Origin of the sequence: Dendronalium phyllosphericum CENA369, from assembly GCF_016056275.1 — a bacterium.
Classification (GTDB): domain Bacteria; phylum Cyanobacteriota; class Cyanobacteriia; order Cyanobacteriales; family Nostocaceae; genus Dendronalium; species Dendronalium phyllosphericum.
The window spans coordinates 1-22,402 of the sequence record NZ_JAECZA010000075.1 but is presented as its reverse complement, the minus strand read 5'-3'; the positions used below and the strand labels follow the sequence as shown (position 1 = coordinate 22,402).

Genomic DNA, 22,402 nt, shown 5'->3' with positions numbered 1-22,402 from the left:
TCCCCCTACTCCCCCTACTCCCCTACGCCTCCTCCTTTGGTTGAAACCGCAAGGGCGCGGCGAATTGCCCGTTTGGCTAACTCAACTTTGAAACTGTTATGAGTTAATGGCTTGGCTCCTTCTAGGGCAATTTCTGCTGCCTGTTGAAACGTTGCAGCATTGGCAGGTTTGCCAATTAAAAACTTTTCTGCTTCTGTTGCTCGCCAAGGTTTATGAGCTACGCCACCCATTGCCAAACGCACATCTTGAATTTGCTCGTTTGCTAAGTCAACGGCAGCCGCTACCGAAATCAATGCAAAGGCATAGGAAGCGCGATCGCGTAACTTTAAATAAACTCCCGATTTGGCAAAGGGCACTGGCGGTAAAATCACAGAAGTAATCACCTCACCAGCCTCTAAGTTTGTGTCTCGCTGGGGTGTGTTTTCTGGTAGTCGGTGAAAGTCTGTAAATGGGATCTGGCGTTTTCCTTTGAGGCCTTCCACCACAACGATTGCATCTAGGGCCGCCAGCGGGACACACATATCCGAGGGTTGAACTGCTACACATTGGTCGCTAGCTCCCAGAATGGCATGGCTGCGGTTGATGCCCGTTGCTGCCGGACAGCCGCTTCCTGGTTGGCGTTTGTTGCAAGCAAAAGCAGTATCGTAGTAGTAAGGACAGCGAGTGCGTTGCAGTAAATTACCCCCCACGGTTGCCATATTGCGGATTTGCTGAGAAGCACCAGCAAGAATTGCCCTAGCCAAGATTGGATAATCGCGGCGAACATCAGGATGATCCGCCAATGCGGTATTGCTGACCAACGCTCCAATGCTCAGACCACCTTCAGGTGTTTGTTCGATACGCTTCATCTCTAATCGAGAGATGTCGATAAGTTGCGATGGCTCGTCCAGAAAGACTTTCAAACGGTCAACCAAATTCGTACCGCCAGCAATCAACATGGCATTATTATCGTTTGTTGTCCGTTGAACGGCATCTTTCACTGAAGCCGCACGAATGTAAGTAAAGTTGTTCATACGGATGCCTTTTTGGGTTCAGCAACCATCATAGTTGCAGCCGGAGAGGGCGGTTGTTGTCCAGCTACCTGCTGCACTGCTGCGATAATGCCGTTGTAAGCGCTGCATCGACAGAGATTGCCGCTTAACCGCTCTTTGATTTCTGCCTCGGAAAGTTCAGCCAATTGTGGGGGACGAGCTAAATCTAGCGTGACAACGCTGGCACAGCCGCGTTTGACTTCATCAAGTAAGGCTACAGAAGCACAAATTTGTCCGGGAGTACAATAGCCGCACTGGAAGCCATCGTTATCGATAAATGCTGCCTGCATCGGATGCAGAGTATCATCTTTCGCCAGTCCTTCAATGGTGACAATTTGCTTGCCTTCTTGCATGACTGCCAAAATTAGGCAAGAATAAACTCGCTGACCATCAATGAGAACAGTACAAGCTCCACATTGTCCGCGATCGCATCCTTTTTTGCTCCCCACTAGTCCCAGGCGATCGCGCAGGGCATCTAGGAGTGTCACGCGTGGCTCAAGATCGAGGGTTTGCTGCTCGCCGTTAACAGTAAGTTGCACGTTCATCTGTCCTTGGTTACTTATTTAACTTTACGAATAATTACGAGATGCTGCTGACTCATCTACTTCCCCTGCTCCCCTTAACAGATAACTTTCTTACTTCACATCAGCGTTTGAAGTCTTCTGGTTTGAGATTTTTTACCTTTTCCTAGGTCAGAGATTTTACTTGTTCTTACCTACTTCTCCCATATGCACAGAGACTTTGCAAGAGGTCTAGTAATAATACTAGGCACGATAAAAGTATTTTGGGTTAGGGAGCATAGATGAAACAGCAGTAACAAGACTCGAAAGAAGTACAATCTATCCACCAATACTGTGAGTTGCAATAGTTAAATTACGTCGAGTCATATTACTGACTTTGAGGACGCACTAAAACTGAGATTTGGCGATCGCATTTAAGTTTTCAATATCCTGTGCGCGGTAATGGTTTGCCTGCATGGTTCTTTAGGTTGATACTTTCCTTATCCCGAACTCAGGTTATTTTAATTCTAAGATTGGGTAATCCTTCTAACGGGCTAAGGTCGGTAACGTCTGTATTTCCTAAAACTAATTCTGTAAGATTAGGAAGGTTAGCAAGTGGGCTGAGGTCGGTGATAGGTGTCTTTTGGGAATATAAAATACTACGTTCAAATGGCATTTCCACTGTACCTAAATATAGTCTACGTAAGTTTTTAAGATTAACAAGAGGACTAATATCAGTGACACCATCTTCAGCTATACTCAAACTAACAAGATTGGGAAGGTTTGCCAAGGGACTGAGGTCTTTAACTTGATTGCCACTAAGTATTAAATTGGTGAGATTGGAAAGGGAAACAAGTAGACTAATATCTACTATTCCTGTTCGATTTAATCTTAAATCTCTTAAGCTGAATAGTTTTTCTAAGGAATTATTAACTCTCATGGATCCAGATAAACGTATATTCTCAAAAATTACGGCTCCTATACTCAGTGACGTTAATTTAGAAAGATTGGCAAGAGGACTGAAATCATTAATTTTATGTTCAAGAATATTTAAGCTTTCTAGATTATTAAGGTTAGCTAGTAAATTTAGGTCGCTGATACCTGTTGTTCCTAAACCAAGAGTAGTCAGCTGGGTCATAGTCTTTAGAAACTGATAATCTATACCTTTACTAACACCAAAAATTCCTAAGCTAACTAAATTTTGTATCTTTACTAAAGGACTTAAGTCATTTATTTCTGATCTATGTAAAATAAGAGTAGAGAGATTAGAAAGACTGCATAATGGGCTGATGTCATTAGTTGTGATCTCACTTAAGGTTAAATAATTCAGATTAGAAAAAAGCGCTAGCGTGTTAATATCAAAATTAAAACTTTCTTCTAAGAAAGCAGTACCTAAAAATAAATGAGTCAGCTTGGAGAGTTCTGCTAATGGACTTAAATCACATATTTCATCTATTTGCTGTATTCTTAATTTGGTAAGATTGATAAGCTTTTGCAGTGGACTCAAATCTTTTAAAGATAGCTTTTGTATACTTAACTCTTGAACATGCTTAAGATGCTCAAATCCTTCGGATGAAGCGAGAGTAGGGAGATACACTTTGTTAGTATGAGATAGTACCTTCTGAGCATAAGCATCACGGTCAAAACCATCCCAAGCTTTACCTAATTCTCCACTTAAGTCATAACGAGTATCTTTTGCATAATCAGCCAAAATTTCCATAGCAGCAGAACTACCAATCTTGGCTAAGGCCTGTATACACCGAGCAGTTTCCTCTTCAGAATAGTTTGGCTTAGGAGCAAGCAAAGGTGCGATCGCATCCCCAGCTCTCGCAACCATTGTCACCTCGTCATCATCTTTGGGAGGTAGCAGTGCCTCTGCTTGTTTAAGTACCTCAGCACGTATCTGAGGGTCAACTTCTACAGTTGTTTCCAAACATGCCACCGCCAGCAAATGCAAATAATGGCGTTTATCTGGCATTTCATTACCCATCTGGAGCAGCCTTTCGAGCAGTTCTTTACGCTCTCTGGGGCGACCTAGACCCGCAGCAACAATAATTGCCTCCCGCCATTGGTCGTTGTGGGCATGTTGCAGTAGTACATTAACACTATCTTCATTCAGTGCTGCCTGTGCTGCGAGAAACTCTTGAAAGGTGCGGTGTGCAAAATCAATTTTTCCAACAGTTGGTTCTCGCAAAAGTGCTGCTCTTTCCACAAATAGAGCGCGTATCTGTTGCCCAGTCACTTCTTTGGGAAGGTTCATCCCTGGTAGGCGATGGGTGAAATGTTTATCAACTCGGTCTACTTCAACGTCAGAAAAATTATTTTGCATCATCCAATAAGCAAAAGATTGAATTAAAGCCATTTTCTGACTGTCGGATAGACCACGTGGGTAAGATTCGTCAAGGTCGAGTTTGATTTTACGTCCGCGATCGCGGCTGTTCAACAGCATATCAATGCACTCTTGGTAAAGCTTGATACGTTCTGTAGGCAGATTTTCACCACGGTCTCGATACAGCGCACAAATCATCGCACACAACAATGGTGTGGTTGCCAGTCGCCGTAACTCAGGGCGTTGACGCAATAGACGTTTTAGGTCGGTTGCCTTATTCTGCAAATTAATCTGTACGTCTTCTGGACGATAAGCAGCTGCTAGAGCCTCATGCCACTGAGTAATAAACTGCTCGATATCAGTAGGACTCATAGACTGTAGTGACAGATTGAGAAATTCTGCTTGCTCTGTCCAAGTTTCCCACTCCTGCCACTTTTCCCCTTGACCATCCTTTAGCCCAGCAGGACGTGATGTGACAACATAACGTGCATAGGGAAAGTCTGCCACCAAGCAAGTAAGGGCATCGAGAAAATCTTGACGCTGGTTTCGTGGCAGTTCATCCACCCCATCAATCAATACCAATGCATATCCAGCCTTAAGGCATTGATGTACCCACCCTTTGGGCATCGTTTCGGCAATGTTACGAGCAATGAGTTTTGGAAACTCTTCTGGTGTGGGAAAATCTTTATCTACCAGAGACCTTAGCCGAATAAAAAATGGTATCATTCGATTCCAAGACTCTAAGGCAGGTGGGAAATCTTGCTTGGCAGCACGCACAGCTAGCCATTGGAGAAATGTACTTTTACCAGCACCAGCCTCACCCCGAATCACTATCCGTCGGCAGTTAGCAAGGGTTTCGTCTACTGGAGATGTACGTGAATTGGTAATTTTATCGAGCTGTTGAGCGTGAACTGCTATTTCTTCCGTTAGCTTTCTGCTGATAATTTCTGCCTCTTGATTTTGCTCCTCTCGTCTGTGCCGTATTGCTGACAAGGTAACGTAGGCCTTGCTCAGGCTTTGTCGAGCAGTAAGGTTATCCATTCGCGGCAAACCAAACATCTCCATCCGGTCTAGTTCGCGGATGATGACTTGTCGATATTTGCTTTCAAACTCAGTTTTTTCTTGTTGAGACTGCTCTTGCGATGTCTGGAGATGTTTAATAATCTCTTCCAACCGCTGTAAACTCTCTGTAGTTGCAGCAAGTGTAAAATCTTTCAATTGTGGTGCTACTTCGATAATGCCTCTGCCTACTTCTTCTAACATCCGCTCATAGAGGGCAGTTTCATTGCGACTAAAGTGTTTGCAAGCCTCTGGATAAGCATTGTGAAGATTTACCGTTAAGGATTTTACATCTAGACTAAAATTCATCAGCAACTCACTCGTTACCTCAGCCCGACGCAATGTTTCCGCAATTTCAAGTTGAATTGCCGTGCGGCTCTCTTGGCTGATGCTTGCAGCTTCCAGGTCGAAAATGGGCTGCATCTTTTCTACTATCTGCTTGGCAAGCTTCTCAATACTTCTTTGTGTCTTTTCTTGGTCGCTAGGATTTGAAATAAAATTTTTCAGCTTGTCTACTATATCTTCTCCAACCGCCTTCTCTGATGAGCTATTTTTCAGGTAAGTAGAAATTATTATCTTTGCTATAGCAGGGCAGACAAGGGAAACAAGCGATCGCACAACAGTCATGAGTATAATTACAAGATATTATTTAATTTTCAATGTAATTTATACAAATGGAAGTTAAACGTTTTTCGTCATAAATTAAGAATAAATTAAGCAATACGATGTATTACTTATTGCTGGGGAACAATATAGCACTAACATGCAGACACGTAGTCAAGTGTAGTTTTATAAATAGTATAACTATCAATCAAAACAAGTATAATTGATTACTATTGAAATAAAAATTGTGTTTGCGACAAATTCAGGCTGTAATTTTTGAAAGTCCTTCTTAACTTATAAAAGGTTCGCAGTCCAGCTACCATTAACTTTGTCAGATGAATGACAACTAACCGTTCACTCTAAACCTAAATGATTTCGCAGTGCTTGACGTATGACATCCACAAGCACTCTTTCCTGAGTCAAAAATTACAATCGAATATTCGAGAGACAGGAATTATTATTTGAACAATCAAATAGATGTAAACTCAAATGCTGGGAAAGTTCTTCACACACTTTCACTCCCCGCACGCTGTTACCACGCGTATCTAGTAGGGGTGAAAATACGGCAATTCCCATCTGCTGGGGTACAACGGCAAAAATCCCGCCACAAACACCACTCTTAGCAGGAATACCAACTTTGTAAGCCCACTCACCTGCAAAGTTGTACATACCGCAGGTGTACATAACGCTGAGAATATCTTTGATGTAACGGCTATCTACGGCCTGTTCGCCTGTGATGGGGTTAGTACCTCTGTTCGCCAAGGTAGCCGCCATTACCGCTAAGTCGCGGCAATTCACCATTACAGCACACTGCTGAAAATAAAGATCCAAAGCTTCTTCAATATTTTGGTCGATCGTGCCAAAGTTGAGCATCAAATGTGCCATGGCGCGGTTGCGATGTCCGGTACTGCGTTCAGAGGTAAATACAGAAATATCAACAAACACATCACGACCAATGTATCGCCGGAACATATCTAGCATCCGGTTCAGGCGTTCTGTTGCACCCGAACCCTTAATTAAGCTAGTAGTAGCGATCGCTCCCGCGTTTACCATTGGGTTATGAGGTCGCTTTGACTGTTCGTCAAGGATAATTGCATTAAATGCATCTCCTGTAGGTTCCACGCCTACTTTAGTTAAGATATAGTCTCTTCCTCGATCTTCTAAAGCCAGCCCGTAAGCAAATACTTTAGACATAGATTGGATAGTAAATAGCTGTTCGTAATCTCCAACTTCGTAGAGCTGACCATCCACAGTCACAATGCAAATGCTGAATAAGTCCGGGTTTACCTTAGCCAATTCTGGAATGTAGTTTGCTACTGCACCCTCTTGCAGTGACTTGTACTTGGAATGCAAGTCCTTGAGAAAAGCTAAAAATGGCGATGGAACTATTTCTAAATCTCCTTGATTTGCTTTTCCCATGAGGTTAATAGCTTGCTCTACAAAATCATGCTTTATCAATTACTTCGCAGAGGTAAGATTGATTGTTATTTTTGCTACATTAGTTATCTTACCTACAAACGCTTAGAAGTCTTTTTCAATTGTCTCATCAATTTTCCCTTTCAATTTTAAAAAATACTTGCTACCGCAATACTGACTTTTTTTTGCCTATTATTCTGCTAATTGTAGTTTTTTAAATAACTAAAAAAAATAATTTTTTAAGTATTAGCACTAAATAAGAAAATAATATATAAAACTAAATGAAGATAATTATCATTACTAAAATTCCAAACAATATTGTCTGCAAGTCTTAATTTAATTGATTATATTTTAATTATTAAGAATCGCTCTTTGAAAATCGCTCTGATTGTGATGCTCAATTTTTTACTTAATATTTGTCAAATTTATGAACATTATTTATAAATTTTATATGTTAGTTAAAATACACTTTTACTTAAGAGCATAGCAGCCAAATTAAATTGTTAACTATGTTAAGTTTTAATAAGAAAACTTTTACCTATCGAAAAAATGTTACACACTTGGAATCCGCGTTTGAGAAAGGTTTCGCCCCAATAATTGAATTGAAATTTGATGAATCTATCAAGATTTACGCTAAAACCCTGATCCCCAAGTCCAAAACTTCGTGTTAGTCTGTTGCAGTTATAAATAAAAGGTGAAAGCGGAACGAGTTCGAGTTGCCAGGATTATGTCGCCAAAAAAGGTGAAAAATCTTACGAACCAAGAAACTGCTGTTCTACACTCGCTTTAAAATCGGACGCATGAATCAAAGACATTTGTGGACTATTGCTGCCCTGTCTATGGCTGTTTTGGGGCTGCCCTCAGTCGGTTGTACTCAAACTACCAAGGGAACTGTTCGAGTTTCCCAGAAATCACCTGTTAGTGATGCAGTCAAGGTAGGAGAGTTCCAATCTATAGCAGGGAAATCTACCTCGGATGCTGTGATTACAAACATTCATCCTCACAACATTGGAGGTCGTCAGGCGGCAACTCTGTTTATCCGAAATATTCCAGTTATAACATTTTTGAGTTCTAAACCAGTTGCAAGTAGCGATAAAAAAGTTGGTGTAATTGGAGATGCTAAGGGCGTACAACAGTACGCCCTTATTGCTGACAACTCAGTAAAAGTGGCAAGCGTTGGCAATTTAACGGATGCAAGCAACCAAGATAGCTCACTCAATAATGACCCGGTTCAAAGAGCTAGTTTAATAGCAGCTAAGATCAACCAGCTAATCAGAGAAAATGTAGACGCTCGGCAAATTACCGTAAGTTGGAAGGAAGACAAATCCACTGTTGCGAATCAAGGTGAGAACAAAAGTACCTCTAACCAACAAAAGCCAAACGAGCGCTATACGATTAAAATCAATAACCAAGAGTTGGTGGAAATCAACGAAGATACGCGACTAGCAGATACCACCAAGAATCTGGCACAAGATGCATTGCAAGCAACCAATCGCTTGCGGAGACTCATAGGCAATGCATCGCCCATAACCCAGATTGCTAATTTACCAACACGCTTACCGTCATTACCAAAACCACAAGATATTGCCAAGAATGTAATAATGACTTTCAGAGGCGTGGCTTCTTTTTACGGTTATGACGGTTCTGGCAGTCAAACTGCTAGCGGTGAGAGATTCAATCCCGAAGCAATGACTGCCGCTCATCGCAGTTTACCCCTTGGCACAAAAGTCCGTGTTACAAACACCCGCAATGGTCGTTCTGTGGTGCTACGAATTAACGACCGAGGCCCGTACATCCGAGGTCGAATTATTGATGTGTCTGCCGGTGCGGCTCGGATTTTGGGAATGATGAGCAGCGGCGTTGCACCAGTGCATATCGAAGTCTTGGGTCGATAATTTAGGGACTGGGGACTGGGGACTAGGTACTGGGAACTAGCCAGGAATCACTTTGATTTATAATCCCCAATCGCCGATCCCCAATCCCTAATTCCCCTAGTTCAAACAACTCTTCTCTGCTATTTCAGATATAAACTAACGGGGGAGAGGCTTAATAAGAACTAGGGGTATTTTGTGCGCCTGTTGACAACGATCGCAGCTTTACGCTGCTATTTAACTAAACGTTGCTCTCAAAACCAGCTCGCGGTTCTAGAGGGTCTAGTACTGGATGAAATGACTAGCTGGTATCAGACGGCAGTTGGTTTGATACCAACGATGGGAGGGTTGCATCAAGGTCATTTAAGCTTGATTGAAAGAGCGCGTCAAGAAAATTCCACGGTGATTGTCAGTATTTTCGTCAATCCGTTGCAATTTGCTCCTAACGAGGATTACGAACGCTACCCTCGGACTTTAGAACTAGACCGACAACTTTGCGAACAAGCAGGAGTAGATGCAATTTTTGCACCTACTCCGGAAGAGATGGGAATTGCTGAGAAAAGTATAAAAGAATCTCGATTTACACAAGTAATCCCGCCATCTGCTATGATATCAGGTTTGTGTGGTCGCTCTCGGCTAGGCCATTTTCAGGGTGTGGCTACGATTGTGACCAAGCTTTTGAACTTGGTACAGCCTGACCGAGCCTACTTCGGTCAAAAGGATGGTCAGCAACTAGCTATCATTAAACGGTTAGTGGCTGATTTAAATTTGCCAGTAGATATTGTTGCTTGTCCAACGCGGCGCGAACCGTCTGGTCTTGCTCTTAGTTCTCGCAATCAATATTTGACTGCAAAGGAAAAAGAGCAAGCTGCGGTGTTATATCGCGGTTTGCAGCAAGCTGAAGCTGCGTTCAAGGTAGGTGTTCGCAACAGTAGCAAGCTGATAGCAGTGGTACAGCAAGAAGTGGCAATGGTGAATAGTGTCTCAGTGGAATATATTGAATTGATCGATCCGACTACGTTGATGTTTTTAGAAAAAGTTGAGGGGGAAGGAATGCTGGCGATCGCAGCTCGTCTTGGTTCTACAAGGTTGATTGATAATATCATCTTGCGCGATCGCCAACCCATCATAGCTATTGATGGTCCGGCCGGAGCTGGAAAATCGACGGTAGCCCGACAAGTGGCAACAGAACTAGGTCTAATATATTTAGATACTGGAGCTATGTATCGTGCTGTCACTTGGCTGGCGTTACAACAAGGTATTGCGATTGACGATGAGTGTGCGATCGCTGAATTAGTTAACCAGTGTAAAATTGAACTTACACCTAGCCAGGATTTACAATCTCCTGTGCGGGTTTGGATTAATGATACTGATGTTACTCAAGCAATTCGCACAAAAGAAGTAACATCTCAAGTGTCGGCAATAGCTGCACAAAGCGCTGTTAGGCAAGCACTAGTTAAACAACAGCAAATCTGGGGTAAAAGAGGCGGTTTAGTAGCGGAAGGACGAGACATCGGTAGTCATGTGTTTCCCGATGCCGAAATCAAAATCTTCTTAACCGCTTCTGTCAGCGAACGCGCCCACCGACGACAGCAAGACTTTCAAAAACTTGGTCAACCCCAAGTCAGCTTAGAGGAACTAGAACGAGACATTGCCGAACGCGATCGCAAAGATAGCACTCGTAAAGTCTCTCCCTTGCAAAAAGCAGCGGATGCCATTGAAATTCAATCTGATGGTTTGAGCGCGTCTGAAGTTGCAATGCAAATCATTGACTATTACCAACAGCGCTTATCTTAGCAATAAGTAGAAGGTAGAATTCAGAAGGAATAAGTCCCTTTCTGAGAATGTTTTTTTAGTTGGCATTTTACATTATTATGTCCAGTGCTTACTGCGATTTGCCATTAATTTTTAGCTAAATGTAATGGTGAGTTAGTATCTACTCACCATTATAAAAATTAATAAATTGAAGATTGAGTAAAGATATGAGGAAATTACTTAATAAGTTGCAAAGATTATCGAAAATCTGTTGCAATCCTGAGAATCTAACTTGAAAAAGGGAGAGGGGAAAGCTTGCTTTCAATTCATCGCTTAACCTTTTCCCAGACAATATCAGAGATAAAGAGTGCTGATCCGAGAAGCATTGCCCCTGCCTCTCTCGTCCTCCCGATACCCGATCGCTATTTTGAAAAGGCTCTAATATCAACATGGCTGGTAAAATTTACCTGTAGTACATAAGAGAAAATTGCCATGCCTGCTGAAACGAACCAAGTAGATTCCACAACTAAAGGTGCTGATGCTATTGACGAAGCGATCGCCCAAGGAATAGATTTTGATGGTACTCCGATTCCGCCTCCGAAGCTAGAGTTATATAACAAAGTCATGGCATTAGAAGCAAATAGACAGCGCAGCGGTGTATCTAATACTATGCGATCGCGGATTGTGCGAATCGGTGCAAAGCACATTCTCCAACCAGAACTCGATAAAATGCTCGAAGAAGCTGGTTTTGCCCCCCTCAAAGAGAAAGAAATCGCCTTTTTTTACAGCGGTAAATAAATCTAGTAGTCAAGAGTTAGGAGTTTTTAACTCCTAATTTTTTATTGTTTACTTTTCCAAAGTTCTTACAGTCAGGACTTGAGGTGGCGTAGAATCTGGGGGGTAAATAAAATCTACTTGCACCTGACGCTGAGTTGAGGGTGGCATTACAACCTGCAACAATGGGTCTAAAACCTGACCAGTTCTGTGCCAGAAATGCACGTAGCGCGTCTTCTGTTGTCCTTGGTCATCAATATAACGTAACTTTACTGTGCCTCGAAAAAACGGAAAATCAAGGGATGGTTTACGAAAACGCACGCCACCTTGAGCTTCAACATAAAAGCAGAGGTCAAGAAAATAGTTGAATGTGGCGGAAGAAATATCCAATCAACAGGAGCGATCGCAGATATAATTAACGACAATTTTAGCGACTTTGAAACTTTTAAACAGCGCTTTAATGATGCTGGAGCTAAACAATTTGGTAGTGGTTGGGTTTGGCTAGTTCGCACTCCTAACAATAAGTTTGAAATAACTAGTACGCCTAACCAAAATAATCCAATAACATCTAATAGCTTCCCAATTATGGGCAATGATGTTTGGGAACATGCCTATTATCTCAAATACCAAAACCGCCGTCCAGAGTACCTGAAGCAATGGTGGAACATCGTTAACTGGAACGAGATTAACAAACGCTTGCAGATGTCAATACATTGAATAGCACGGCGAAAATAAAACAAGATATACAATTAATCAGGCAGTGCAGCCATCTGGTAAACAGATTACTGCGCTACTGTTGCTTTTTTACGTAGCTAGTTAATTCATTATTAGATTCTCGTCATCAGCCATTAGTCATAAGCTATTAGCAGTTTTTATCTATAATCGTTAATTTCTTGAGATTTGACTTATTTCAAAAGGATTTTGTCTGGATCTTCACTTTGATAGTAAAATGACAAAGTTAAGTTTTATATCCCAACATTTAAGGAAATAAAACTGCTAGGCACAAAATCTGTCATTTCCTAAGCTTGTGCAATAGCTGAAAACTGGAAAACAGTAAAGAGAGGATTTCACAAAATGGCATTTTCACAGTTCCCCTTACCCTATGATTTCAATGCTCTAGAGCCTTATGGCATGAAAGGTGAGACTTTCGAGTATCACTATGGTAAGCATCACAAAGCTTATGTAGATAACCTTAACAAGCTCGTCGAAGGAACAGAACTAGCTGATAAACCTCTAGAAGAAGTGATCAAAACTTCCTTCAACGACTCCTCTAAGACAGGAGTCTTCAACAACGCAGCTCAAGTGTGGAATCACACTTTCTTCTGGAATTCCTTAAAGCCAGCCGGTGGTGGTACGCCCACAGGCGAACTCGCAACCAAGATTGATAAAGACTTTGGTAGCTTTGACAAATTCAAAGAAGAGTTCTCTAACGCCGCTGCAACTCAGTTCGGTAGTGGATGGGCTTGGTTAATTGATGATGGTGGTACGCTGAAGGTGATCAAAACACCAAATGCCGAAAACCCCCTAGCTCATGGTAAAAAGGCACTCCTAACCTTGGATGTTTGGGAACATGCCTACTACATTGACTACAAAAATGCTCGCCCAGCGTTCATCAAGAACTTCTTAGACCAATTGCTCAACTGGGAATTCGCTGCTGAAAATTACGCTAAAGCCTAGTACCATTTCACAAAATTCGTAATTTGTAATTAAGTTCTGTAAAGGTTTTAGACATTAGCGGTAATACTGGCTTTTTACAAGATGTAAAGCCGAAGTTAGTGGAATTACGAGTATTAGCAACAGTCACGGGTAAGAACCGTGACTGTTTTTGCTCCTTTGAGCATTCTTATTAACACAGTAAGTAAAAAGATTAACTTTCGTCTTTTGAAACTGTCTAAATGTATATTAAAAAGTAGTGAAATAAAAATAAAATATACAATACATGAACAGCAAACAACTAGCACAGTACTTAGAAGCAACAGATAGTATTGCCAAACCTTGGCTATTAGTACAACTGCGCCTCAAGAAATTACAAGAACGCCGACACTTAATTTCATCAGATACCTATGCTGACGAGTTAGCAGACCTCCACCAAGATTTGATGAATTTAGGTGAATGGTGGCGCGGTATAGAAGATGAAGTCTTTTAAAGTTAGGAGTTATAGCAAAGTGCTGAGTGCTGAGTGCTGAGGAGCCACTGCGGGGAGGCAGTCCGGTCTTGGTGGTTCCCCCAATGACAACTGACTCTTGCACAGACGCGATTAATCGCGTCTGTACGACAACTGACAACTAACTCCTAACTTCAAACACAACCTGATGGCTCAAGTCGATCAAGTCGATTACGATACTCTCGATGCTGCAAAGCGACGCTTCATCGAAGCTGCAAAACGGACTCTGAGCTTTGCAAGCTCCTATGGCGTGGTGTCCGAGTCTAGCCTTGGAGGAAGTGCCAATGCTTTCAGTTTTAACCTCGCTCCATTCATGGCGGCGGGAAATCAACAACTTTCTGTAACACTTGTCCCTGAAGGACTTGGAACCGCAGACGATACCCGACCTGATGACCTGAGTGAAGAAGAATTGCGTCGCTTCTGGTGGAATATCGGTATCAAGATTATCTCTTGTCTAACGAACGATGCCGCATCTTCCGGGATGCAAACTGTACTGCTTGGTTTATATTTACCGTCGAGTACTCCTGAAACTGTCTTTACGCCTGCATTTCTGGACGGGTTTCTCGATGGAGTCGTCGAGGGGTGCAAACGAGTAGGATGCGTCTATCTTTCTGGGGAAACTCCTCAACTAAAAACTAAGATGATTTCCGGTCGGCTTGATATTGCAGGCTCAGTTTTTGGAATTATGCCGCCTGGTGTCGCTCCCGTTGATAGTTCGCGTCTATCTGCTGGAAATACGATTGTTCTCGTCGAAAGTTCAGGCCCCCATGAAAACGGCTTTACTCCATTGCGAAAACTTGCTGAGTCCCTCCCCGATGGCTACAGAACAAAACTTCCGAGTGGGCGGGAGTTATGGGAGGCAATGAACGCCGCTTCACATCTTTATACCCCACTCGTGCAAGCGTTACTGCGTGAGGGAATTATCCCGACTGCGATGGAGAACATTACTGGCCATGGATGGCAAAAGCTGATGCGCTCCGCGAAGCCGCTACGGTACGTTATCGAAACGATGCTACCCGTACCTGAGCTATTTACGTTTGCCGAACGTCATCTTGAAGGCGGGCCAGCAATGATGCTTTCTGTGTTTAATTACGGAGCGGGATTTGCGTTCTATACTCAGTCGCAGCAGGATGCAGAGAGAATCGTCAGTCTTGCAAAAGAATATCAGCTTGCGGCTGCGATCGCCGGACGAGTTGAAGCCTCTCCTACCCGCGAGGTGGTGGTAGCACCGCTTGGAGTGACGTTGAAAGGAGAATCCTTTGGAATTGCGCGAGGAGCATAGTAATTTGCAAGCACTATTAAATAAATGACAGTCAACAATTGATGGTAAAGGATAGTTTTTTGTTGAAGTTTCCTTCTCTAAACCTCTTGTTGACTAAATTTTACTTACAGCATATTTCAAATTGGTGAGTTACAGATAATTGTAAGGGCGAACGTAACAGCGCCCCTACTTATGTACTTCATTTACCTGAAAAACGCTGTATTATCTCAGTATCTAAATAAATTTTTGAAATATTTCTTACTTAATTTATATAAGCAATCGGAAATACTCATGACCATAATTATTGAGATTTGCTAACGTAGTCTTAACATATCGAAAAATTTAGCTGATTAAGCTGAGATAATAGCCTCTAAAACTAGTTTAGAGCCTGGGTAATTTCCCATCTATGGATGTGGGGTGTTGGTGTGTAGAGAGAATTACGTACTTTTTTCAGAGGGGGTTATGGTCGTAAATTTTGCTCAAACGTCTGCTTCCACCGAACTGCTAAAGCAAGTATTCCAAAGAATTGATGCACAAAGTTGTCCCAAGTTATTCAATTTTCATATGCACACTGTCCACTCAGATGGCAGGTTGCAGCCAAATGTATTAATGGAGCAGGCGATCGCGATCGGTTTACAAGGTTTAGCCATCACCGATCATCACTGTATTAATGGGTATCAAGCAGCACGAGTTTGGTTGGACGATTGGCAACGGCACAATAGTAATGCTAATATTCCCCACCTGTGGACTGGGACAGAAATTAATGCCAATCTTTTAGAAAATGAAGTTCACATTTTGGCTTACGCTTTCGATATCGAACACTCTAGCATTAAACCTTATCTGCAAAGAAAGCCGACTACAGGCAAAGAATATGAGGCAATCAACGTGATTGCTGCTATTCATGAGGCTGGGGGATTGGCAGTACTCGCTCATCCAGCTCGTTATCGGCGATCGCATTTAGACTTAATTCCGGCTGCGGCTAAAAACGGGATTGATGGCGTTGAAACTTTCTACGCTTACAACAACCCTTCACCTTGGAGACCAAGTGCCTTAGAATCACAACAAGTGCAAAAGTTGGCTAGTGAGTATGGTCTTTTTAATACTTGCGGTACTGATACCCACGGTTTAAACTTGCTACAACGTTTGTAAATGATACGGCTAGGCTTTATTAACACTCCTGGTTCAAACAGCCAGGGGCTTGTTATCTTTGTGCAGCAGGCAAGATGCGCTACTCCAGTTACGATAAGGGTGACGCGGAGATGGCGAGACGCGGGGACAAGGGAGAATTCGTAATTATAAGTGATTTACCGGACATGATATAAGAGCTATCCTTCGATTGTGCAATGCCCAAAAACGTAATACTTAATAATTTTTACTTTTGATTTGTTGCGCTTGTATTTATAACGATCGCCAGTAGTGTTAGGACATTAACAGACGATCGAACCTAGACACAAAAAGACTTTTCACCCAGTCACCAGTCCCCAGTCACCAGCTATATATTTAACTCAACTGTGCTACTAGTTGATTTTCTAAAAGTGTGTCATTTGTTAATAAATCCTCAACAGTGATTCGTAAAAAGCGTTGCTCATCAACTTGAAACAGAACTTTAATGCGATCGCTTCCGGGATATCCTGGAGGTGTCAGTTGAGCGATACTTCTAGCACCGTCTTTATCGTTGAGGGGTTTGACGCTAATTTCACCACTATCAAGACGACGGGTAATTAAGCGATCGCCATCAAAATACACTTCAACACCGCCTGTGTCTACTCCCAATTCCCCCATAATGAGTTCGATGCTAGGTTGATTCTCCAAGGAAGCACCTAAGACTAATTCCACTGGCTGACTCATGGGATATGGCTGTCCAGCTTTAATTATTGGATGCCAGTTGTGGCGCTGAATGCGGCGGTTCCAATAGCGGATACCATAACTATGGTAGAGAAAGTCTTTGATTTCTACGCCTTGAGCTAACTGTAAAGCACCTTGAGCGATCGCTTCAAAGGGACGTTCGCACCGGATTTTTTCTGGCTCGAAATACTGCTTTACCCATGTCTGCACAGTCGGCAATTGCACGGTTCCGCCAACTAATAAAACGGCGTTGATATCTGCAAGTTCTATTCCCTGTCTGCGTGCTTGCTGCAACAGCGCTGTCATCGACTCATCCAGTAGATCGAAAAATGCATGTTCTTTGAGGATATTTTCTAAACTGTCGCGGTTTAATTCCAGTTCATAGCTTTCAAATGTTTCATCATCGAAATAAACTTCACTGGCTTGGGTTTGAGTTGATAGCTGAATTTTCAATTTTTCTGCCAGTCGCGTTGTCAAAGGACTGACTGTCAACCCTTGAGTTTTGACAAAGTAATCTACTAACCAATTATCAATATCAGTACCGCCTAAATTTTGCCCAGCTTTCGCTAGTACGCGGGCAGTTTTCATCTTTTGTTTGGAGTTTTCTGCCAGGGATTTATTACCCCACTTTAGTAGAAATCCCACAGGCTTTGTAGTTCCTTGCGCGCCTTTATTCAACTGCACAAGGGACAAATCCAAAGTACCGCCACCAAAGTCAATGACTAAAATAATTTCTTTATCTGCCAAGCCATAACCCAAAGCGGCGGCTGTGGGTTCGTCTAACATCCGCACTTGTTCGACATTGAGTCCTTGGCAAACTTGACCCAACCAGTGACGATAAGCTTCAAAGCTATCTACAGGTACAGTTAGCACTAGGGAATCTAAGCCGCCTTCTTGGGGTACTAGTTGTTCAATCGCTTGAGTGAGGAACCATTGCCCTACTCTTTCAAATGTGACGATTTGTCCATCTAGTTCAGGTAAGAAACCTTGGATATCTGCACCAATACCGCGTTTAAAACTGCGGAAAAATCGCGCTTCGCCTTTGAGGTCAAGACCGCGATCGCGTACTTGTTGCCCTACTAAAACTTTATCTTGCGAGGCATTTTCTACATAAACTAAGCTGGGAATCAATGGGGGATTCAGACTTTGCTGAATTGATAATCCAGGTAAACTAAGGGTTTCCGCCTGCTGGGTAACAGGATTCCAGCGAGCAATAACTGTGTTGCTAGTTCCAAAATCGATTGCGATCGCCATATCTTAATTGATGATTTCACACCAAGACACTTGTGAGGCCAATGAGTTGCTTCATTTGTGATTATTCTCTATTAACCACCAAGAACGCAAATGAGCGATCGCTTCTTCTTTATGTTTAGCTTCGACTTCTATCCACGGTGCTTGGTGGTAGACATCAGGCATAGCGGTAATTAAGTCGCTGTGTTTTCTGTCATTAAAAGCTTGTTCGCCGTTGGAAATATGTACTAATTGCCAATCTGGGTTTGCCCAAGTTTCTCGCGCTGCGTAAAATATCAATGCTACGCTGGGATGATTATAACTGTCTAAGTTCTCGTGGCAAATATGATGGTGGGCATCGAATACCATTGGTACGCCAGCTTGTTGACACACTGCTAAAATTTCTTCGCTGCTGTAAGCGTATTCGTCGTTCTCGAAGGTCAAACGGCTTTTAATTGCTTCTGGTAGTTGCGAAATCACCTTTATTAGTTGTTCGGCGCGTTGAGATTTACCACCATGAATATTCATCAACGACCAAGGCGATCGCGGTAAGCCGAGCAAGTCAAGTGTAAGAGCCTGCCCTTCTAGAATTTTGATACTATTTCGCACCACTTCGGGAGAATCGGAACTCAGGACTACAAATTGATCTGGATGCAGTACCATTCTGATGTCTAATGCTTGCGCTCTTTGACCGATTTTGCTCAAATCCGCGCTCATTTCTTCTAAGATGTTCGCGCCGATTTCGTCTTCTAGATCGCTCATGGGAAATAACCCAGAGGGCATACGATACAGCCTAATTTTGTTTTCCTGACAAAAGGATAGAGCATTGTGCAAACATTGTAAGTTATGCCGATACAGTTCTCTTAGAGCGCTTTCACGTTCGACATCCGAGAGTTTCAAATAGCGCGTGCGCGTTATTGTCCGAAAGCGTACTTGTTTGGAAAAGGTTATACAAACTAACCCTAAGTGCGGCCAAGTATTTTTTTGTCCTTGCTGTGTCTCAGATGAATTTTGGAACTGGATTGCGGTCATTAACTAAATTGATTAACTTTTATCCTTCCTTGATTGAACTAAGTTTTGCCCCTAAATGAGCAGTATCTAAAGGAAGAAGTCTCAAGATAAATATATCTTGCATCTCCTTAACTTTTTTGCTCAATGCAGACAGAGTTTAGGCTAACAGAACGTCGTGGGTACGTACATCTTCCAGGCGATCGGAGTACTCTTTTGATAAAGGTTTGAAAATACATCTACCTAAAGAAATATTTTATACATAGATAAATAAACTTTTATATAGTTATATAATGTTTATATAAAGTAAGTATACAACACCAATACTGAGAAGTTCGCAAATTCAAGCGCTATAGTCTTTTGGCGATGACAGAATCAAAGGAAGAATGTCAAGATAGCCATATGTACCTTTGGGTAGTGAAGTCAAGTCTCTGAAATATTTATTAATATAGGTATAGATCCAATCCCAGGAGTCAAAAAAGTTTTTATTTGCAGCATTTCTCATAAATAGACAGATTCTTCACCAAAAACATAGAGGATCATGAAAGACCAGCAAACATCAGACTCTAAGGAATTCGTAGGATATCTCAAAAATGGGATTTGGCTGTTTGGCCTCTCATCTTGGGTATTTGGTATTACAGATCGCAGTATTGCTTCATTCGCAGATGGCTATCTATCTGCTTTGGATTTGACGCAACTATTTACAGCGGCTACATTCTTTGTCGCCTGGTTATTTTTGAAACCCACATCTAGGGCTTAAGCAATTCCGATGCCAGCAGTATTCTAGACAGCGGACAATAGTTGTAAGTAGAAGGCAGAAGGCAGAAGGCAGAAGGTAAATGCCAGCTTATGACAGCGTTTCACTGATTGGGATTTTACACTTAATTATGTCCACCTACTTATATCAGGAATCCATCTTAGTTGGCGCTAGTTTCGTCAAGATTGAGAAATGGACATGAAGTAGAACACAATTGATTGCAATTGGAGGTGCGCCAGAGAGTGCGTCTATATCTTTTGCATTTAAAAAGTCGGGATAATTCTGAATCCTAAGAATTACCCCGATTTTTAATTTGCGATCTTTTTGGTGTTAAGAGGAGTGAGGGGGATGAGGGAGATGAGGGGGATGAGGAACGCGATTAATTGCGTCTCTACTCAGCACTCAGCACTCAGCACTCTACCTATGCACTACTACTAAAGTTCCTACAGGAGACCAGTTGTAAAGCTTGCGAGCCTGTTTTACTGGCAAATTCACGCAACCATGACTAACTGGAGTCCCGAAACGGTTATGCCAGTAAGCACCGTGAATGGCATAACCACGATAAAAATACATTGTATAAGGGACATCAGGAATATCGTAGTCCCTGCCTCGCATTCGATTAGTACGATACTTAGAATTAATCTCAAAGCTACCTATAGGTGTGGGAGTTAAACGCTTTCCTGTGGAAATTCGGAAGGAATACACTAATTTTTCACCTTCCCATGCTCTTAAGCGTTGCTCGGATAAGTCGATTTCAATTCTCCGAGGTTGGGATTTTTGTTGAGCGATAGTGATGCTGTTATTATCTACTGATGCGGCGCTGGCTGTGGCAGAATTTAGCTCACCTGCTATTGGTGGTAAGCAAGAAACTAAAGCTGCCATTATCAACACTGCACCCGTACAGATTTTTGAGCAACGTATCCAACCTTGCATATCGATCGCCCTTTTGGTGAAGTTTGCTTGTTTCAGCAGATTGAGAGAAGTCCTAAAACGCAAAGAGGCTTCTTGGAGGTAAACGAAGCTCTCATGCCAAATTAGGAATTCAGTGTTGCAATTCCCCACAAAGTTCTTACCCAACTCCCTGGAATTGGCACATTTTGCCCTAATCAATCAGACACAATGCGTAGACGCTTTTTGTGGCTTTTCGCAGACATCCATCGTTTGCAGATTTGCATAGGTATGCATTAGCTGGTAACTGCGATCGCACTGCCAAATTGATTAGAGCTAAACTTCCTTAATCAATAACTTACTCTAGTTATGTCAAATAGGAGCTTTCAGGATTTACGCTTATTTCTTTAGCACAGACAGTATGAGTCTTCTCTTCTATTATTTATTTCAGTTTCAGTTATTCTAAGTCCGGAGATTGCTTGTAGACTTTTCCTGATAAATCGCTCAATAGTCTTGATTTCTAATAATTTCGATTTCGCTTAAATAGCTTTTTGTTTCGTCTAAATTCAAAAAATGTATAGGGAAAGAAACCTTTGAAATTATTTTCTCTCCCCACTCCCTACTTACTACTTTTGAATTACTACTGGTGTTCCTAATGATGCCCATTCATATAACCACTTCGCATGATTTGGGGCCATGTTGACGCAACCGTGGCTGACTGGAGTGCCAAAACGTTTATGCCAGTATGCACCATGAATACCATAATTTCCTTGGTAAAACATCGCATAAGGAACGTTAGGAACGTTGTAGTCTTCTCCCTGCATTCGGGTAGACTTATACTTAGATTGAATTTTAAAAGTGCCAACGCGAGTTGGCGTGGATTTTTTGCCAGAGGAAATCAAGACGGCATAAACTTGTTTTCCACCTTCCCAAGCTATTAATCGCTGCTTTGAGAGATTAATTTGAATCCAGCGTCGATCTGATTTTTGTAAAGTTTGAATAGATTGCTGTATTATTTGTTTGTTTGAAACTGCCCAAACTTGACCAGTTCCAACACCCAGCGCACTCAAAGACAGTGCAGTACCAGCTAGAAATAGTTTTAATTGACGCGTCCAGTCAGTATTAATCGGACTTTTCATCATAATATCCTCTCACACGACAAGGCTTAGAGAAATTGTTCGGATATCGAACTGACTTTCTAGCCTATGATTCCTATAAGTATGGTTAAGTATAATTTTATTCTAAACTATTCTAACTGTCGGGTGAGGTGACTTGCCTGCTGGGCGATCGCTTGCCAATTTCTATCTTTTAGTAGATGTTTAGGAAATAATTCGCTGCTCAAACCCACGGCAATTGCCCCTGCTTGTAAAAATTCTTTGGCATTGTTTAGGGTAACGCCACCAGTGGGAATCAAAGGAATGTGACCTAGAGGCCCTTGTAAACTTTTGATATAGCTAGCCCCTCCCACCGCTTGTACGGGGAATACCTTTATGCAGCTAGCGCCTTGAGTCCAAGCAGTGATAATTTCTGTGGGGGTGAGCGCACCGGGGATAATAGCAATATCTTTTTCGACTGCGGCTTGAATCATTGCCGGATCGACATGGGGTGTGAACAGGAACTGTGCCCCAGCTGCGATCGCAGCTTGCAATTGTTGGACATCGAACAGCGTACCAGTGCCGATAGTACAGTCAGGTAATTTGTAACTTAATAGACTAATTAATTCGGCGGCGCGATCGCTATTCCAGGTAATCTCAATTAGCTGCATTCCCCCAGATGCCACAGCCATTGCCATTTGCTGTCCCAATTCAAACGTTGGGGCGCGGATGACTGCGATCGCTCGGTGTTTTTGCAACTGTGATAACCAAAATTGATTAGGCATTTTTTGGGGATTGGGGACTGGGGACTGGGGAT

Annotated in this window: 16 protein-coding genes and 3 pseudogenes; 9 read left to right on the top strand and 10 right to left on the bottom strand. The window is 42.3% G+C overall.

Translation table 11 applies throughout. The features are described from left to right. Window positions 1–14: 14 nt before the first annotated feature. The 4 genes and pseudogenes from I8752_RS16055 to glsA all read right to left on the bottom strand — a co-directional run bounded on the left by I8752_RS16055 (window position 15) and on the right by glsA (window position 6,941). Window positions 15–1,013, bottom strand: coding sequence for an FAD binding domain-containing protein (locus tag I8752_RS16055; protein ID WP_214433313.1), 999 nt, complete (start codon window positions 1,011–1,013; stop codon window positions 15–17). Continuing rightward, window positions 1,010–1,588, bottom strand: a pseudogene (locus I8752_RS16050) (2Fe-2S iron-sulfur cluster-binding protein); the annotation flags it as partial. The pseudogene I8752_RS16050 and the gene I8752_RS16055, both read right to left, overlap by 4 nt. A gap of 454 nt (window positions 1,589–2,042) precedes the next feature. Then, window positions 2,043–5,546 carry an NACHT N-terminal Helical domain 1-containing protein gene (locus I8752_RS16045; protein ID WP_214433311.1) on the bottom strand — a complete coding sequence of 1,168 codons (3,504 nt, stop codon included), beginning with the start codon at window positions 5,544–5,546 and terminating at the stop codon, window positions 2,043–2,045. A 402-nt stretch (window positions 5,547–5,948) separates the two neighbouring features. Then, window positions 5,949–6,941 carry a glutaminase A gene (gene glsA / locus I8752_RS16040; RefSeq protein ID WP_214433310.1) on the bottom strand — a complete coding sequence of 331 codons (993 nt, stop codon included), beginning with the start codon at window positions 6,939–6,941 and terminating at the stop codon, window positions 5,949–5,951. 797 nt (window positions 6,942–7,738) lie between these two features. Here glsA and I8752_RS16035 point away from each other — a divergent pair. From I8752_RS16035 to I8752_RS16025, 3 genes are all read left to right on the top strand, one after another. Continuing rightward, window positions 7,739–8,833 (top strand): septal ring lytic transglycosylase RlpA family protein, encoded by a 1,095-nt coding sequence (locus I8752_RS16035; RefSeq protein ID WP_214433309.1) that lies wholly within the window; start codon window positions 7,739–7,741, stop codon window positions 8,831–8,833. 174 nt (window positions 8,834–9,007) lie between these two features. After that, window positions 9,008–10,606 carry a bifunctional pantoate--beta-alanine ligase/(d)CMP kinase gene (locus tag I8752_RS16030; RefSeq protein WP_214433308.1) on the top strand — a complete coding sequence of 533 codons (1,599 nt, stop codon included), beginning with the start codon at window positions 9,008–9,010 and terminating at the stop codon, window positions 10,604–10,606. A gap of 450 nt (window positions 10,607–11,056) precedes the next feature. Next, complete coding sequence (locus I8752_RS16025) at window positions 11,057–11,362, top strand: small RNA NsiR4-regulated ssr1528 family protein (protein ID WP_214433307.1); 306 nt, start codon at window positions 11,057–11,059, stop codon at window positions 11,360–11,362. A gap of 48 nt (window positions 11,363–11,410) precedes the next feature. On the opposite strand, the pseudogene I8752_RS16020 reads toward I8752_RS16025, so the two are convergent. Continuing rightward, window positions 11,411–11,671, bottom strand: a pseudogene (locus I8752_RS16020) (DUF3370 family protein); the annotation flags it as partial. Window positions 11,672–11,725: 54 nt separating this feature from the next. Between I8752_RS16020 and I8752_RS16015 the strand changes: the two are divergent. The 5 genes and pseudogenes from I8752_RS16015 to I8752_RS15995 all read left to right on the top strand — a co-directional run. Beyond that, window positions 11,726–12,055: pseudogene (locus I8752_RS16015) on the top strand (superoxide dismutase); the annotation flags it as partial. 357 nt (window positions 12,056–12,412) lie between these two features. Further along, window positions 12,413–13,015: a superoxide dismutase [Fe] gene (locus I8752_RS16010; RefSeq protein WP_214433306.1), complete on the top strand. Its 603-nt coding sequence runs from the start codon at window positions 12,413–12,415 to the stop codon at window positions 13,013–13,015. Window positions 13,016–13,277: 262 nt separating this feature from the next. Next, the gene (locus I8752_RS16005) at window positions 13,278–13,484 is read left to right on the top strand and encodes a hypothetical protein (RefSeq protein WP_214433305.1); all 207 of its coding nucleotides are present in this window, start codon (window positions 13,278–13,280) and stop codon (window positions 13,482–13,484) included. A gap of 166 nt (window positions 13,485–13,650) precedes the next feature. Further along, window positions 13,651–14,784: an AIR synthase related protein gene (locus tag I8752_RS16000; RefSeq protein ID WP_214433304.1), complete on the top strand. Its 1,134-nt coding sequence runs from the start codon at window positions 13,651–13,653 to the stop codon at window positions 14,782–14,784. A gap of 441 nt (window positions 14,785–15,225) precedes the next feature. Then, the gene (locus tag I8752_RS15995; protein WP_214433303.1) at window positions 15,226–15,912 is read left to right on the top strand and encodes a PHP domain-containing protein; all 687 of its coding nucleotides are present in this window, start codon (window positions 15,226–15,228) and stop codon (window positions 15,910–15,912) included. A 351-nt stretch (window positions 15,913–16,263) separates the two neighbouring features. On the opposite strand, the gene I8752_RS15990 is transcribed toward I8752_RS15995, so the two are convergent. Both I8752_RS15990 and uvsE read right to left on the bottom strand, forming a co-directional pair. Further along, window positions 16,264–17,862: an Hsp70 family protein gene (locus tag I8752_RS15990; protein WP_214433302.1), complete on the bottom strand. Its 1,599-nt coding sequence runs from the start codon at window positions 17,860–17,862 to the stop codon at window positions 16,264–16,266. Window positions 17,863–17,913: 51 nt separating this feature from the next. Beyond that, entirely contained in the window at window positions 17,914–18,870 is a 957-nt protein-coding gene (uvsE, locus tag I8752_RS15985; RefSeq protein ID WP_214433301.1) for a UV DNA damage repair endonuclease UvsE, read from the bottom strand. A 517-nt stretch (window positions 18,871–19,387) separates the two neighbouring features. Here uvsE and I8752_RS15980 point away from each other — a divergent pair. Continuing rightward, complete coding sequence (locus I8752_RS15980) at window positions 19,388–19,606, top strand: hypothetical protein (RefSeq protein ID WP_214433300.1); 219 nt, start codon at window positions 19,388–19,390, stop codon at window positions 19,604–19,606. A gap of 414 nt (window positions 19,607–20,020) precedes the next feature. On the opposite strand, the gene I8752_RS15975 is transcribed toward I8752_RS15980, so the two are convergent. The 3 genes from I8752_RS15975 to I8752_RS15965 form a co-directional block, all read right to left on the bottom strand. Beyond that, entirely contained in the window at window positions 20,021–20,536 is a 516-nt protein-coding gene (locus I8752_RS15975; protein WP_214433299.1) for a L,D-transpeptidase, read from the bottom strand. 581 nt (window positions 20,537–21,117) lie between these two features. Continuing rightward, window positions 21,118–21,630, bottom strand: a complete 513-nt coding sequence (locus I8752_RS15970; RefSeq protein ID WP_214433315.1) for a L,D-transpeptidase — start codon at window positions 21,628–21,630, stop codon at window positions 21,118–21,120. Between the two features lie 107 nt (window positions 21,631–21,737). Beyond that, window positions 21,738–22,370: a bifunctional 4-hydroxy-2-oxoglutarate aldolase/2-dehydro-3-deoxy-phosphogluconate aldolase gene (locus tag I8752_RS15965; RefSeq protein ID WP_214433314.1), complete on the bottom strand. Its 633-nt coding sequence runs from the start codon at window positions 22,368–22,370 to the stop codon at window positions 21,738–21,740. Window positions 22,371–22,402 lie beyond the last annotated feature (32 nt).